The sequence below is a fragment of the Agrobacterium sp. 16-2014-1-2a genome (genome assembly GCF_053522705.1).
Genome location: NZ_JBNWBX010000007.1, coordinates 80321 through 95496 on the forward strand (window position 1 = coordinate 80321; position 15176 = coordinate 95496).

Genomic DNA, 15176 nt, shown 5'->3' on the forward strand with positions numbered 1-15176 from the left:
GACAACTAGCCTTCCAATGGCCTGACTTGCCCTTCCATTATTCCAGAGAGGCTCAGACCAATTGTTCAAGCACTCCCAACTCGAATCCGTGAAGGCATTGCTTTCCCATCCCGCCAATGCCGCGATGCCGCTTTACGCACGGATTCAGCGGGCCATCCGGCAGCTGATCATCAATGGTGCGCTTGGGCCAGGCAGACCGCTGCCAGCTTCGCGTGCGCTCGCAAAATCGCTGGGGGTGTCACGCGACACGATCGAAGCGGCTTACGCGCAGCTTCACGCCGAGGGCTTCATCGATCGCCGGGTCGGTAGCGGCAGTTTTGTGGCCGAAATCACGGAGTTCACACCCGGCCATCGTGTTTCCCAGCGGGACGCGCTCGCGCGCAGCCAAGCCCCGAACCTTAGCAAGCGCGGCAACGGCATGTTCCGAGGCGGCGGGGTCCGCGAGATGCTGATCCCGCGCCCCTTTGCGCACGGTGTGCCGGAAATTCGCACCTTTCCGCTCCCGCTCTGGGAGAGACTGGAACGACAGGTACGCAAAGAGGTTGGCACGCAGGCTCTGCATCACGGCGATCCGCAGGGTACCGAACCGCTGCGCCGCGCTATCGCCGACTACGTGAACCTTGAGCGCGGAGCTCGCGCCACCGCCGACCGCATACTGGTGCTAACCAGTTCGCAGCAGGCGATGTCGCTCTGCGCCAATATGCTGCTTGATCCTGGTGATAGGATATTCATCGAAGACCCGGCTTACTATGGCGCGCGCAAAGCTTTCGATGCAGCGGGATTGGAGTGCGTTCCCATCAGGGTTGATCGACAGGGCCTCGTTGTAGAAAAGATAATGGCCGAACCGCGCAAGGCCAGAGCCATCTTCCTGACGCCTTCGCATCAGTTCCCCACCGGCGCGACGCTGTCACTGGATCGTCGGCTCGCCCTGATCGAATGGGCCGCCCGGCATCAGGCATGGATCATCGAAGACGACTACGACAGCGAGTTTCATTATGCCGGCAAACCGACGGCCTGCGTGCAAGGCCTAGATCCGCACGACCGCACTATCTATATCGGCACGTTCACCAAATCGCTCTTTCCGGGCTTGCGGATCGGCTATCTCGTGTTGCCGCCGCAACTGGTGAAGCCTATGACCGTGGCACGCACGCTTCTGGACGGCCACACGGCCCCCATGGCGCAACTGACACTGGCGCGGTTCATTGAAGGGGGGCACTTCGGCGCATATGTTCGCACCATGCGCGGTATATACGCCAATCGACTCGACGTACTTGCAGGGCTGGTCAAAAAGCACCTGTCGGATTTTGTCGAACCGCACGTACCGATCGGCGGGCTGCAAATGCCCTGCCTGCTGATCGCCAATATGTCCGAGCGCGCCGCCATCGATGCGGCGCGACGCGTCGGTGTCGAACTTCTCGGATTGTCGGCGTTGCACGCCTCCGGCGAAGCCAGCAGCGGTTTCCTCATGGGGTTTGCCGCCTATACGCCGGCCGAGATCGAGGCTGCGGTCAAGAAGCTATCGAATGCGCTCCGGGTGGTATCAAGATCATAGATAAACCGTTTCCGTCCTGAACCGAGCGGTCTGCCCAACTCGCAGCAAGTGGAGGTAAACAGCAACTGCACCCATGAGCAGTATTTGTGAAACTCTGCCGTGCGAGGGTCGCCCGGCGACCCACCTATCAGGACCTTTAAGGAGATCGGCAATGGCAATATCGGCCGCACCGCACGCATTCCGGAATGCTGAAAAAGAAGGCGCAAACCCATCGAACTGATCCCCTCGGAGAAGTTCATGAGTCAGGCCGTGCTCGATGCCGAGGGATCGGTGCTCACCAACAAACATGCCGAGGGCTATCTGACCGCGACGCTGACTGCCATCGTCAATGGTCATCCTCAGAGGCAGATTGGTGCACTCCTGCCGTGGAATTACCGAGGGTGATGTATACCTGAGGGCTTCTGTCTGCCTTAGGCTATAACTGGCTATGTGAAGTATGGCAGCTTCGCGCGTTGGGGCAGATAAATACTCATGCGCAACTTGACTTCAAACGCCATCGTGCCACCCTCAACCTGGCTCGTTGGGAGAACCACAATGATGATAGGCTTTCGCATAGTTTTGGCGATTTCTGCAATCTTCACGGCAGGGCAAGCTATTGCGGCGGTGCCCTTCCTGAATGCGACCTGTCCGGGCAATATAGATGTCCACGCCGATGCCGGTGGTCCCGTTTACTTGAATGGCAAGGAAACAAAACTCAAAGTCGTCAATGAAAACTTCTATGAAGCGACACAAGGCGGCGTAACGCTGTCCATCAGCATCAATCCTGACGGCACCCCTTCAATTTCCTATGAGAAGAAGGGCGGTGGAAATGGTATCTGCACAGTGAGGAGTAGCTCGGCCACCGCGCCCGTGAATAAGCCATCTGCGATGCCAATGGGCACCGGTACAGTTATTACGCCGGGCAACCGTCCGGCGTATTGTCGGGGCGAGGTGTCGGGAATGTACGGCACCAAGCCCAGTTACATCAAAACCGCGAAACCCAAAAAGACCGGATCGGGAACGACTATCGACGGTACGGTGGACAAGGGTAACGAAGGCATCAAGAAGTTCCAATGCCGATTTGACGGCAAAGGACGCTTCATCGATGTTATGGCAATGACGCCCGATGGTGAGTGATTGAAAGCAGACCGCCTGTTTGCTTGATGTGGCTTTAGAGATGCAGTCGAGAGGACTGTCATGAGCGACACTGCATTGAGACTTTGCCTATTTTCCGTTGCGCTCCTGTTGTTGGCTGGCTCAGCGGCAGCTACCACTGGCCGGGGATGCCTAGCGGTCGTAAATGTCGCCTTGGACGACGTTTTGAACCTTCGGAGTTGGCCATCGGCGTCTGCCCGGATCGTTGATACCCTCCAGCCGCAACGCCATGGAATCCTGCATCTCGACGGCCAATGCGAGCCGTCGTCCGTTGCGTGGGGTAGCCGTTGGTGTCCAGTCACCCACTACGACGGTGACCGGACGATCCACGGCTGGCTCAAGGCACGCTATGTCCGCGACAGCGAGTGTCCCTGATCGTTGCAGAGCCCACGTCGGCTGAACGAAAGTAAGTCAATGACGGTTGCAGCGGTGTGATCAGGACACTGCTTTCGATTGGCACTAGAAAATTGGCTACTTCTTCAACAAGCTGACCTAAGTAGACTCCAGGTGTTTCTCACGGCCCGTGTCCGATCCCCTTCGACCGCCCTGCCATTTATTGGCTCGGGCACTTTTATGGAGTCGCTAACCCATAAGGGCGTCATCTGCGTTTCAGCTACCAAAAGGATAGTGCAGGGCCAACTTCGGAGTATTGGCCACTCCGTATCGTGAGCCCACTAGTCCTTACGACCAGCTTGCCGCCTGTTTTCACCTCGCCAAGAATGCTCCTTCAGACCGGACATTTCGTGGGAGAAAAAAGCGTGAGGACGATCTTCCTGAACAGGTACGGTTTCCCCGACCAGTCGGCAACAAGCCGTATGATATCATCGCTCGCCTTTTCAATGGCGCAGCGCGGAATGAATGTGACTGTCGTTGCAAGTCGCGAAATACACAATCATCCCGGAAGCGTGTTGCCCGCAACCGAAACGGTTCGGGGTGTACAGATCCGACGGCTCGCAAGCGGCCGCTTCGGCCGGCACAGCCTCATGCGCCGTAGCGTTGATTATCTTCTTTTTCAGGTGCTGGCATTCGCCTGGCTTCTGCGCAACGTTCGGGCAACGGACACCGTCGTTGTCTGCACCGATCCTCCGCTCCTCTCCGTCATGAGCAGCATCGCGATCCGCTTCAAGGGCGCACTCATGGTGAACTGGATCATGGATCTTTTTCCCGAGACCGCAATCGAGCTTGGATTTTTCAGGAAACGTGCACGGTGGCTTGCGCCATGGCTGACTCAGGTGCGCAACTGGTCTCTGCGATCCCCCGGCATGGTTGTCTGCCCTACCGACAAGATGGCGGAATTCCTCTTCACTCAAGGCCTTGCAAAGGATCGCGTCAGCGTCCTGCATCACTGGTCGGATGGGGAGGAAATCTATCCTGTCTTGCCCAAGGATAACAGCCTGCGGAAGGCGTGGGGACTGCAGGGTGTGTTTGTCGTCGGCTATTCAGGAAACTTCGGGCGAGCGCATGAGTTCGGCACTATGCTGGCAGCGGCGAAACGCCTCGAGCATCGGCAGGATATCCGGTTCCTTCTCATTGGTGGCGGACACCAGCACGCGGCTGTGAAGACTGTCGTTCAGGATCTCGGTCTTCAGAACGTCATCTTCAAGCCGCTGCAGCCCGTGGAGAAACTTGCTGAAAGCCTGAGCGTTGCAGATGTGCATCTGGTCTCGCTGCTGCCGGAACTGGAACACTGCATCATTCCAAGCAAATTCTATGGAATCCTCGCGGCCGGGAGGCCGACGATCTTCGTCGGCGACCCTGATGGAGAGGTGCCGCGCGTTCTCAGAGCCAAGGGATGCGGCTGCAACGTCGAAATCGGAGAGACCGAAAAGCTCTCCGGCACCATCGAAAAGCTCTGCGACGACCTAGATGCCACGACAGCAATGGGGGATGCGGCACGGCGGCTGCTGTGTGCCGACTATTCCCGAGAAAAGGCGGCAGATGCCTGGGCAGTGCTGATCGCCGGGCTGCAGACTGTCGAGCCTTCCAGGCCACCTATCGCTCAAGGTATCTCGTCATGAAAGACAAAGTCGTCGTCAGTCAGCTCGGCGCCCGCATGCATTATGCCGTACCGAGAATATTTGCATCCGCTGGCCGCCTTGCGCATTTTTACACTGATATATGCGCCACGAAAGGTTGGCCCCGGATCGTCAATTCGTTTCCGGCGACCCTTTATCCCGCACCTGTCAAACGGCTGGCCGGCCGGCTGCCCAAAGGCGTGCCGACAGCGCTGACGACGGTGTTTTCCAGCTTTGGCCTCTGTTCCGTGCTGCGCCACATGCGAACGAGAGACGTTGTGGAGGAAACCTCTCACGCGATCTGGGCCGGATCGGTTTTCTCCGAAATGGTGGCCCGGCGCGGCTTCCATGGCGCAGCTGGGCTCTACGCCTTCAGTGGCGACGCACTCGAACAGATGCGGGCGGCAAAACAGCAGGGCCTCTGGACCGCAGTCGAGCAAATGATCGCGCCACGCGATGTCGTCGAAATGCTTCTCAATCAGGAAATGAAGCGGTTTCCCGCATGGGCAGGTCCCGTGCAGGACAACCCGCATGCGCGTCTCTTCGCCGACCGGGAAAAAGCCGAGTGGCGCCTTGCCGATGTCATCGTCTGCCCGTCGGAATTCGTCCGCAAGAACGTCGTCGCCTGCGGTGGGCCGGAAGACCGGTGTGTCGTCGTTCCCTATGGGGTCAATGCGGCGGCTGCCATCGACAGACCGGCACGCATGCCGGGGCCGATCAGGGTTTTGACCGTGGGCGAAGTCGGGCTGCGCAAGGGCTCGCCCTATGTCGTGGAAGCCGCCCGACTAATGGAAGGTTCAGCCCGTTTCCGCATGGCGGGCCGCGTTCGCTTAGGCGAAGACGTCAAGCAGCAGATTTCGCAATGGGTCGAGCTGCGGGGGATCGTGCCGCGCTCGCAGATCGCCGAGGAATTTCGGTGGGCGGATGTCTTCCTGCTGCCGTCGCTCTGCGAGGGTTCCGCGACCGCCGTCTATGAAGCGCTGGCAGCGGGCCTGCCCGTCATAACGACCGAAAACACCGGCAGCGTCGTTCGCGATGGCGTCGAAGGTTTCATCGTTCCCGTCTGCGATCCCGAGGCTATAGCGACTGCGGTGCGCGCGCTCGCCGACAATCCCGAACTGCGGCAGAGCATGTCCGCCAACGCCCTGTCGCGCGCGGCCGAACATACCGTGGAATCCTATGGCAAGCGGCTTCTTGCGGCCCTGTCCGGCCCGCATCTGTCGCGCTCGCCAACTCTTTGCATGACGGACGATGCGCGGTACCTGGGGAACTACGAGATATGAAGATCATCCACGTCATCGCTTCGATTGATCCCAAACATGGCGGCTTGCAGGCCGTTGCCATGCGCCTTGCCGCCGCACAGACCGAACTGGGTCTGGATGTGAATATCGTCAGCTATGGCGACGCCGCCATCGAGGCGCAGGTCAAGGAAATCGGCAGCAGCATACCGCATTTCGAGAATATCCGCTGGCATCTCCTGCCGCCCCCCGGCAGGCTGGAGACGCTGTTCTGCTTTAAAGGCCGGCGGGTGCTGAACGACGTGCTGAAAGATGCATCCTTCATGCATATTCACGGGGTATGGGAGCCTTTTTTGCTCTACGCTTCCAAGCTCGCCCGCGCCGCTGGCGTGCCTTACTGCGTTTGCCCGGCCGGCATGCTGGATCACTGGAGCCTTGGGCAGCGCTCGTGGAAAAAGAAGATCGCCCTCATGCTCTGCTATCGCAAGATGCTGAACGAGGCCGCCTTCCTGCATCTTTTGAACGTCGATGAGGTGGCAGCCGTCGAGACGCTGAATTTTCAGGCGCGAAATCTGATCATACCGAACGGGGTTTTTGCCGAGGAATTCGATCCCCTCCCAGCCCGAGGAAATTTCAAGCACAAAATCGCTCTGGCGCACGGCCGGCGTTACATTCTATTCCTGTCACGCCTGCACATCAAAAAGGGTATCGACATCCTTGCCTCGGCCTTTTCGGCTATATGTGACACCTACGTCGACGTTGATCTCGTCGTCGCAGGCCCGCCTGGTGGAGCAGAGGGCCACTTTATGCACCTGGTGAAAAAACTTAACATCCGGCACCGCGTCTTTATGGTCGGAGCGATCTACGGCGAAGCGAAGCTCGAAGCCATGGTCGATGCCGACTGTTTCTGCCTGCCAAGCCGACAGGAGGGTTTCAGCATGGCGATCACCGAAGCGCTTGCCTGCGGCACGCCCGTGGTGATCACCGACCAGTGTCATTTTCCCGAAGTTGGTGTCGTTGATGCCGGGCTGATCGTCTCGGTGGACGCGGCCGAGGTTGCCAAGGCACTGGCAAACATTTTGAGCAATCCGGCCAGGGCGAGGACGATGGGCGAAAACGGTCGCCGGCTTGTGCTGGAGCGATTCACTTGGCCCGCCATCGCCAATGCGACGCTCGAGGGTTATCGGCTGAGTGCGCAGGAAGCCGCCGCTTCCTGACGACGGGAGCGGACGGGCCTCGCCGGATTGCCGACATAGATCGTCCACGGCTCCAGAGACTTGGCCGTGACGGCGCGTGCCCCGAGCACTGCCCCCCGGCCGATGACGACACCGGGACCGACGAAGGCTTCCGCAGCCACCCATGCATCTTCCTCGATCACCACCGGCCGCGTTACGAGGGGAAACGCGCTGTCCTGAACGTCATGCGACCCGGTGCACAGATGGGCGCGCTGCGAGACGGAGGCATATGGGCCGATGGTGATGGTGTCGACATTGTAGCAGATCACGCCGGGTCCGAGAGATGCATGACGCTCCATGACGAGGTGGCCGGGCCACCACACGATTGCCTTGGAATGCACCATTGCGGTGTCATGCAGGCGCGCGCCGAAACTGCGCAGCAGAAAATTGCGCCAGCGGCGCATCGGCGGCGGCGTCCAGCCGGCAAGAAGCCGCCAGACGATCATCCAGATCAACCGTTTCAGCCGGAAATGCAGTGCAAAGGTCGGACCTCCGAAACGCGGCAGGGGTGTCGTTGCATGCTGAAAGCCAGGATCGTCGTATCGTGAGCGCATCGCCTACCCTCCCACTTGAGACTTCAAAGATGGTATCTCGTATCGCCGCTGCTGCACGCGCGCGGGTATGACCGCAAATGCCAGCGCCGGTGCTGCAAACATCAGCATATGCACCCAGACCATGAGAACCCAGTCGGTCTGGTGCGATATGGCGTGCATAGACGGTATGATCGACAGCAGATAGGTGAATTGCGCCGAAAACTCGCCCGTATTCGCGGTCACCCAGATCCGGCGCACCAGATAGGCGAGCAGGAAAAATTTGAACGCTCCCAGATACCAGAAGGACCCGAACGCATCCGCCATTCCGGTCTCCGTCGTGCCGAGGACGGGATTGTAGTCGCGCGATTGCACCGGCACCGGCAGCATAAAGGATTGCTTGACCTCCACGCCGACGAGTTGTGCGGGCACGAAGTTGAACACCAGCCGGTTCCAATGGAACTTGCCATAGTCGAATTGCAGTGTGTTTGCGGTGTTGTCGATCCGCATGATCGCATTGCGCATCTCGTCGCCGCCGTCGCGGAACACTTTTTCAAGATTGCCGATGAAATCGATCTTCTTGATATCATCCCAGACGGGTGCATCGTTGGCCTTGGTAATGGCGCGGTAATCGCCCATGCTGTTCATCGACAATGTGCCGAGGAAAAGGGCAAGGATGACGAAGATGCGCGGTATCGCCCACTCCTTGTAAAACCACCATGCCAGCGCAAACATCATGATGAGTTCCACCGCTTCGGCGCGCTTTCCGGTGATCACGATGCGATCCAGGTAAAAGACGAGGTCGAACGCAAGCACGATGAGCGCCAGCCAGGAAAACCGCCGCGCAAGGCAAAGCACGGCAATGGCCAGCCCATAGCTCAACAGCCGTGAGAAGAAGATGTACATGACCGGAACACCGGTCATCTGCACCGCAATGGTCAACTCTCCCGGCAGACGGCTAAGCTTGAAATAGAAATAGGCACCGGCAAGCGACAGAACGGCCGCGACGATCAGCAGACGTGTTTCATCGAAATCGATACGGAAGAATGCAAAGGGTTTTGCCGTTCTTTTCCATCCCCACCAGCACATGAAAAGGCACAGCATCATGAACACTGCGGCTCGGGTGAACGCGCCTTCCGGCAGGAAGTTTTCAGACGAGAGGCCAGGAACCTGCGGCAAGATAAAGCTGAACGTGATGACGCCGGTCAGAAACGGGAACTCGTAAATTCGCTCCCGGCGCATCATTCCCCAGAAGAGGAGCAGGACGACACCAGCGAAGAGGCAAAAGACCAGAAGCGTGTTCATGATGAAGCAAGCCCCGCCTGAACCGGCGGCATATCCCGCACGAAACTGCTTCTGATGTCGTAAAACAGCGCCTTGGCGTACTCCTTGAACACCTGCACCCCGTCAGCGTCGAAGGCAAGTCGCCACAGCGACACGGTTCTTTGCGCCGGAAGGGAAATCCACTGGATTTGCGGCATGACAAACCGGAAGCGCTTGACCGCACGCCGTGAGTGAAACCAGCTGGTGACCAGAATGGCGCGTTTTGCTCCCATTTCCGTCAGTATCGGCTGTGCGAATGTCGCGTTTTCCCAGGTGCTGAGCGAAAGACATTCCGTCGAGATGGCAGCGACATCCACTCCTGACCGCACCAGCATGTCGCGAATGAAGTCGCAGTCCCCGTAGCCGGTCACCAGAACCAGCGGCGCCTTTCCCTCGTGCCATAGTTTTGCGGCCTGAAGAGCGCGAGGCGGACCGTCACCGCCGAGCACGACGATGACATCGGCTTGCGCCGGCGGATCTTCCACGACGAGAAGCGATCCCGCTGAAACGAGCGCGAGTGCGTAAAGCCCGATTGCACCCAAGATGATGACACCGAGGACAATCGACTTCCGTTTCAACAGCCAGCTGGTTTTCACGCCGCGATAAACGCGCGAACGCCGGGGCCGTCCATTCGCAAAGGGCTTGGGGGGAATGCGCGGTCCGGGCCACGGCGGCTTCATGATGCAATCACTCTTCGTTCGGCGATTGTATTGCTCTTGGCTCCGACACTGCGTTGGCAACCACAGGCAGGCGAACGACCTCGCGATAGAGATCGAAATTGCCCCTGTGAAGCAGCGTTTTCGAGACATAACCCGTTGCGGCAAGGACGAAGGCGGTGTGGAGGGCAATCGGCACGAGAAGGCCGGCGGCCATCACCTCCGCCGGGATACCCGCTTTTATCCCGGCAAAACCAATGCCTCCGCACAGGAAGGAAATGACGATTAGCGTGTTGGTTGCCGCAGCCGGCGTGAAACCATAGTCCAGCAGCAGATGATGGAAGTGCCAGCGATCCGCCGACATGGGACTGCGACCGTGCATGATGCGCCGGACAATCAAGCTAAGCGTATCGGTGATCGGCAGGATGACGATCCACAGCAGTGCCGGAAAGGATACCGAAACGCTTGTGGTTGCAAGCAGGACGATGACATAGGCAATCGTCGCGCCGAGCGCGGTGCTGCCGGCATCGCCGAGGAAGATGCTCGCCCGTGCCCGCCATGGACCGCGCATGTTGAAGACCAGAAAGGCGCAGAGGCATACCGAAAGCGCCTCAAGCGGCGGGATGATATCACCGACATTCGCGAAGACCGCCACGATCATCAACCAGATCAACGCAACGCCAGCCGTGCCGCCGGCAAGCCCGTCCACGCCATCGAGCATGTTCCAGGAATTTACGAGCCCGGTCACGAAGAGAACGCCGATGAAGAAAAACAGCGGCAGGAACAACTCCGAATGCGACGTGAACAGCACACCCACCGAAAGAGAGCCGATATCGGCGCCGCCCACCAGCGCAATCGCCATGGCCAGCTGCATGACAAGGCGTCCCGCTGCGGGCAACGGCCGGCGGTCATCAACGACGCCCATCAGCAGGATCACCGCCAGCCCAAGCCAGAAGTTGATGCCGAGCACCCCGCTCCACCCGCCAACGAAGGCGGAAACGGCAAAAGCCGCAAAGATTGAAATGCCGCCGCAGAGCGGAACCGCGCCGGTGTGGCGCTTGCGGATTGAATCGGGACGATCCACCAGCTGGAACGCTATGGTCAGGCGCCTGAGAACGACAATGAAGGATACGCACAGAACGAAAGTGGCGATGGTGTTGAAAAGTATCCCCGACATGTCTGACCCCTAGCAGTGAACCCTGGCGGCGCATTTGCAGCGATACTCGCCTCCCGACGATCCTAAAAAACAGCGGCCATGAGGGGTATGCGGGCAAAAGGCATGTGAAATCCACCAAAGGGAGAGGGTGTCGGTATTCACGTCTACCCCGCTTACTCCCGAACCGGATCGACCATCGAAAGAGCTAGGGCCGGGACCTTGACGGCGGGCGGCGACGCATGAACGACGCTTGTCCCGAGTCATGTCTCAGCAGCAATCATTCCTGTGCGGAGAGAACGGCGATCCAATCCTGAAAGCTTGAAGCATTCGCCGATGCCGGTACGGTCAGGTTGCGAAGGCCGCCGCGGCCGAGATGCTCGACCGGCTCGAGGTAAAGTCCATTCGAGGGATCGTACCAGCGAAGGGTTTTTTCACCGGCCGCCAGACGGTCGAGATCGATTGTAACCGAAGGCGTGTCGAGATAGATCAACGCGAAAGCGCCATCCTTGTCACGCGCCGCGAATGCCCCCGCATCGGTTTTCAGCATGGACCCCAGATCGGGCACGAGTTTCCACCATTCCAGTTGCCTGAAAAGCGCGGCCAGATGTGTGATGCTTTGAGCGCCCCGGCTGTTCAGCGAAGCCTGCCAGCTGTCCTTCGCCTCATAAAGCCCGGCGGCGGAAAAATGCCAGACCGGATTGTTGCCGAAAAACTGACCGCTCGCGCCCGAAAGCAGCGCGCCATAGGCATTGAGACGCACCTGACGCTCCTTGACATCGTGCTCGCCCTCATAGACGCCTTCGATGAGGAAAAACGGCCGTTGCGGTCCGGATCGATATCGATCCAGCACCGTCGCTGCGACATTGCCGTAAGTATAAACCGTATCGATAGCGAGCCAGGATGCATCCCGCCAGAAATCGTTCGTCAAGGTATCGGGATTGCCATGCACGGTCTGCAATGCCCTGGGATCGGTGTCCGCGATCCCCATTGCGACCGCCGTGACCAAATTACGATTGGGCGGATCGTAATCGCCGCCCTGCACCCAGACGATGTTCGGGTATTTCGCAAAACGTTGTCCGACATAACGTCCATAGGCCCGCAGCTTCTCCGGCCCGGCCGCAACCATGTCCTGATACCATCCTTCGGGACCACCGCGTGCGCCACTATAGGCGGGGCAGAGAAGCACCAGCAGATTGCGACTGGCGGCTGCCTTGATGATTGCTTCCGCCCTGTCGAAATAGGCATCGTTCGGCCGACCAAAGGCATCGCCGGCAAAAGGTTTCTCGTCGTAGAAGTTTGCCGGCGCCTTGCGGGAGAATTGATGCTCGATCAACGATACCAGCACGGCGTTGAAGCCCTGCCGTTTTCGGGTTTCCAGATAAAATTCCGCATCTGGGAGAGAGGCATCGCCAATCAGCGACCACACACTGTCCCCGACGATCAGGAATGGCAGACCCTTGCTGTCCTCGAGGTGGCGACTGTCCTGCGATATCCGCAGCGGAAAGGCGGTATCCTGTGCGATACAGGTCGAAAACATGCATAACCAGAGAAGGAAGATGCCGGACAGATAGCCAGGTCGCCCGCCCTTGCCGATCATCGCTTCAGAGCCGTTCACGAACGACGCGAAGCCAGTTTTTCAATGGCAATGGCAAATAGGTTCGAAAGCCCGGCCTCAGCCCGGCGGGAATGGACCAGTCCTCCATCCTCAGCACCGCTGACAGGCCCGGACGGTTGTTGAGCGTCGCGGCGATGACCTCATAATAGCGCGCGGCCATCCGTTCGATGCTGAAGCGGTTCAGCACCATATCCTTTCCTGCAATCGACATCCGCTCGAGAAGATCGCGGTCGGCATGCAGGCGTTGGATGGCGTTGGCCGCTGCGGTATAATTGCCAATCGGAAACAGGAAGCCGTTTCGGCCAGTCTCGACAATCGTGTCCGTCACGCCGCGAATATGAGACACGACAGGGACGCAACCGCCGGCCATGGCCTCGATCATCGTCATGCCAAGCCCCTCGAAGCGGGACGGCATGATGAGAACATCGTGACTGGCCATGATGACCGGTATGTCGGAAAGCTGCACGGAGCCTGTGTAACTGACGCGACCGGCGTGGCCGGCCAGTCGGCGCTTCAGTTTTTCCATGTCCGGCCCATCGCCGACGACCGTCAGGCGCACCGCCTCGGGCGAGGCGTCCAGTATTTCCCGCAGCCACATCACGCCTTTCGATGCATCTTCAATCCGCCCGACGAAAAGAACCTTGAGCTCCGGCCTCCGGTTGACGCGCCGGACCGCCTGGCTGCGAAACGCATCGCTATCCACCGCATTCGGGATTGCGTAGGTGCGATCCTTGGAAAAGCCGTTGCGCGCAACCAGATCGGACCGACACCGCTCCGATACGCCAATCGTCAAATGGGCGTAGTCCCGCACCGAGCGGGCAGCGGCATATGTTCCGGGCGAGATATTATGGACGACGAGAATACGCAGGATGTCTTCCGGCAGGTAGCGGGCAATATTGGTCTGCAACTGATCGCCGAGAACGTTGACGATCACACCGTCGAAGCCGCCGTCGGCGATGGCGGCCGCCATTTGCACTGCGCATTCGCGGTCGCTGAGATTGACCGGCATGCGCAGGATTTGACCGAATTCCTTTTCGCCCTGCAGATCGAGAGGCAGCCCGTATGTTTCCTTGCACACGCCCAGCCATCGCACGTCGATGCCATAGACGGCGAGGCCCTTGCGCAGATGTTTGAAGACGGAATAGGTGCCGCCGATGTGGGGAAGGACAAAATAGGCAAGCTTCATGAGACACTCTCGCTCTTGCACCCACAACCACACCGCAACTGATAGACGGCGGATGGTTCGAGTGGCGGCTAACGCGACATACTAAAATGCCAGGGGACGACGGGCAGTTGCATCTTAGGCTTAGCTGTATCTTCCTTTGAAAGGTTTGCCTCAGTCAGCCTAGTCGTTTGGCGTAAGTCGCACCCCTAAGGTCGGTGTGGGGTCGTGCCCGCTTAGCGGATATCAATGCCATATCGAGCGTGTCGGCGCCGTGCGGCGATTGGAAAATACATGAGGATCACTCTCCTTGGACAATTTGGCTCGGGCAATTCGGGCAATGACGGATCGCTGGAAGCCATGCTCCTATATCTGCGCAGGATGAGGCCCGATGCCGATCTGTTGTGTATCTGCGCCAATCCGACCGTCGTAAACGCGAAATTCAATATTCGTTCGATCGGCGTTGGCGGGCCGCCCCTGACCAATGCATGGATGAGGCAACTGGACCGGCTGCTCGGCAATCTGCCCCGAAGGGTCATGTTATTTTTCAGTTCGCTGTTTTATTTCGACAAGGACGACCTGATGATCATACCGGGGACCGGCATCCTCGATGATTTTCAGGAAAAATTGTTCGGCTGGCCCTTTGTGGTGTTTTGCTGGTGCCTCGTTGCACGCCTTCGCAACACGCGGATCGCCTTCGTCAGCATCGGCGCCGGACCGATGAAAAGCCGCCTCAGCCGCTGGTTCTTGCGCTCCGCCGCACAGATGGCGTCGTATCGATCCTACCGGGACGATTTCTCGCTCAACTACATGAAAATGATCGGCGTCGACGTGTCGCGGGACCACCGTTACCCCGATATCGCCTTTGATCTTCCTGTTACGGTGCCCCACCGGGAGAGCGCCGCCGACGGCGTGATGCGAATAGGCGTCGGCGTCATGGATTATCGCGGCTGGCGTCACAACGACCCCGAGGCCTCCAGGATTTACCAGACCTATATCAGCAAGCTCTCGCAGCTGGTCAGCTGGTTGATCGGTGAAGGTCATCGCATCACCCTTTTGATGGGGGACGTCACGGATCGGGTCGCCTGCGCCAATCTCATGTATCTGCTGACGGATATGCTCTCCGAGAATGAGATGTCGCAAATCGAGATCAGCTCGGCCGCAACGCTGCGCGACATCATGCAGCAGATGGCAGCAATCGATCTTGCCGTGGTGTCGAGATATCACGGCGTGGTCTGCTCCTTAAAACTCGGAAATCCGACAATATCAATAGGTTACGCCCGCAAGTTCGATGACTTGATGAACGATTTCGATCAGGAGAAATTTGCCCGGCACATCGACACGTTCGAAGTCAACGATGTCATCGAACTGGTGAAGGAGATACTGGCTGGAGCGGACGCGGTGAGGCAGCGGATTGCCCACGCCAACGAACTCTTCAAGCGCCAGCTCTCCGAGCAGGAGGCGCTGCTTGGCCGCGAACTTCTCTCCCGTGATGTCGTCGCAACGCCACAGGGCGTTACGCCTTAGGCACAAGCAGTCCCGCAGCCTAATCCTTTCGGC

General features: G+C 58.9%; 13 protein-coding genes and 1 pseudogene. 7 read left to right on the top strand and 7 right to left on the bottom strand.

What is annotated here, in order from left to right; translation table 11 throughout:
- Positions 1-61 precede the first annotated feature (61 nt).
- From pdxR to ACQZ45_RS19690, 3 genes and pseudogenes are all read left to right on the top strand, one after another.
- A complete protein-coding gene (pdxR, locus tag ACQZ45_RS19680; RefSeq protein ID WP_111789134.1) occupies positions 62-1552 on the top strand; it encodes a MocR-like pyridoxine biosynthesis transcription factor PdxR in 1491 nt (496 codons plus the stop codon).
- A gap of 195 nt (positions 1553-1747) precedes the next feature.
- Positions 1748-1852 (top strand): annotated as a pseudogene (locus ACQZ45_RS19685) (hypothetical protein); the annotation flags it as partial.
- A 234-nt stretch (positions 1853-2086) separates the two neighbouring features.
- Positions 2087-2668: a hypothetical protein gene (locus tag ACQZ45_RS19690; protein WP_065688939.1), complete on the top strand. Its 582-nt coding sequence runs from the start codon at positions 2087-2089 to the stop codon at positions 2666-2668.
- Positions 2669-2818: 150 nt separating this feature from the next.
- Here ACQZ45_RS19690 and ACQZ45_RS19695 read toward each other — a convergent pair whose 3' ends face one another.
- Positions 2819-3016: a hypothetical protein gene (locus tag ACQZ45_RS19695; RefSeq protein WP_162690548.1), complete on the bottom strand. Its 198-nt coding sequence runs from the start codon at positions 3014-3016 to the stop codon at positions 2819-2821.
- A gap of 485 nt (positions 3017-3501) precedes the next feature.
- On the opposite strand from ACQZ45_RS19695, the gene ACQZ45_RS19700 reads away from it, so the two are divergent.
- The 3 genes from ACQZ45_RS19700 to ACQZ45_RS19710 are packed head-to-tail and all read left to right on the top strand — an operon-like array spanning position 3502 to position 7156.
- On the top strand, positions 3502-4704 hold the full coding sequence (locus ACQZ45_RS19700; RefSeq protein WP_448742518.1) for a glycosyltransferase family 4 protein: 1203 nt from the start codon (positions 3502-3504) through the stop codon (positions 4702-4704).
- Positions 4701-5984 (top strand): glycosyltransferase family 4 protein, encoded by a 1284-nt coding sequence (locus tag ACQZ45_RS19705; RefSeq protein ID WP_448742501.1) that lies wholly within the window; start codon positions 4701-4703, stop codon positions 5982-5984. The genes ACQZ45_RS19700 and ACQZ45_RS19705 overlap by 4 nt, the downstream gene beginning before the upstream one ends.
- Positions 5981-7156 carry a glycosyltransferase gene (locus ACQZ45_RS19710; protein WP_025596058.1) on the top strand — a complete coding sequence of 392 codons (1176 nt, stop codon included), beginning with the start codon at positions 5981-5983 and terminating at the stop codon, positions 7154-7156. The genes ACQZ45_RS19705 and ACQZ45_RS19710 overlap by 4 nt, the downstream gene beginning before the upstream one ends.
- Here ACQZ45_RS19710 and ACQZ45_RS19715 read toward each other — a convergent pair.
- From ACQZ45_RS19715 to ACQZ45_RS19740, 6 genes are all read right to left on the bottom strand, one after another.
- A complete protein-coding gene (locus ACQZ45_RS19715; RefSeq protein WP_035199254.1) occupies positions 7120-7728 on the bottom strand; it encodes an LbetaH domain-containing protein in 609 nt (202 codons plus the stop codon). The two genes, ACQZ45_RS19710 and ACQZ45_RS19715, sit on opposite strands and share 37 nt — an antisense overlap.
- 3 nt (positions 7729-7731) lie before the next feature.
- Positions 7732-9009 carry a hypothetical protein gene (locus tag ACQZ45_RS19720; RefSeq protein WP_035199256.1) on the bottom strand — a complete coding sequence of 426 codons (1278 nt, stop codon included), beginning with the start codon at positions 9007-9009 and terminating at the stop codon, positions 7732-7734.
- Entirely contained in the window at positions 9006-9707 is a 702-nt protein-coding gene (locus ACQZ45_RS19725; RefSeq protein ID WP_035199258.1) for a YdcF family protein, read from the bottom strand. The genes ACQZ45_RS19720 and ACQZ45_RS19725 overlap by 4 nt, the downstream gene beginning before the upstream one ends.
- Positions 9708-9714: 7 nt before the next feature.
- On the bottom strand, positions 9715-10860 hold the full coding sequence (locus tag ACQZ45_RS19730) for an MraY family glycosyltransferase (RefSeq protein WP_025596054.1): 1146 nt from the start codon (positions 10858-10860) through the stop codon (positions 9715-9717).
- 256 nt (positions 10861-11116) lie between these two features.
- Complete coding sequence (locus ACQZ45_RS19735) at positions 11117-12454, bottom strand: apiosidase-like domain-containing protein (RefSeq protein WP_448742502.1); 1338 nt, start codon at positions 12452-12454, stop codon at positions 11117-11119.
- Positions 12441-13640, bottom strand: a complete 1200-nt coding sequence (locus ACQZ45_RS19740) for a glycosyltransferase family 4 protein (RefSeq protein WP_035199262.1) — start codon at positions 13638-13640, stop codon at positions 12441-12443. The genes ACQZ45_RS19735 and ACQZ45_RS19740 overlap by 14 nt, the downstream gene beginning before the upstream one ends.
- A 270-nt stretch (positions 13641-13910) precedes the next feature.
- Between ACQZ45_RS19740 and ACQZ45_RS19745 the strand changes: the two genes are divergently transcribed.
- Complete coding sequence (locus ACQZ45_RS19745) at positions 13911-15143, top strand: polysaccharide pyruvyl transferase family protein (RefSeq protein ID WP_035199263.1); 1233 nt, start codon at positions 13911-13913, stop codon at positions 15141-15143.
- Positions 15144-15176: the final 33 nt, after the last annotated feature.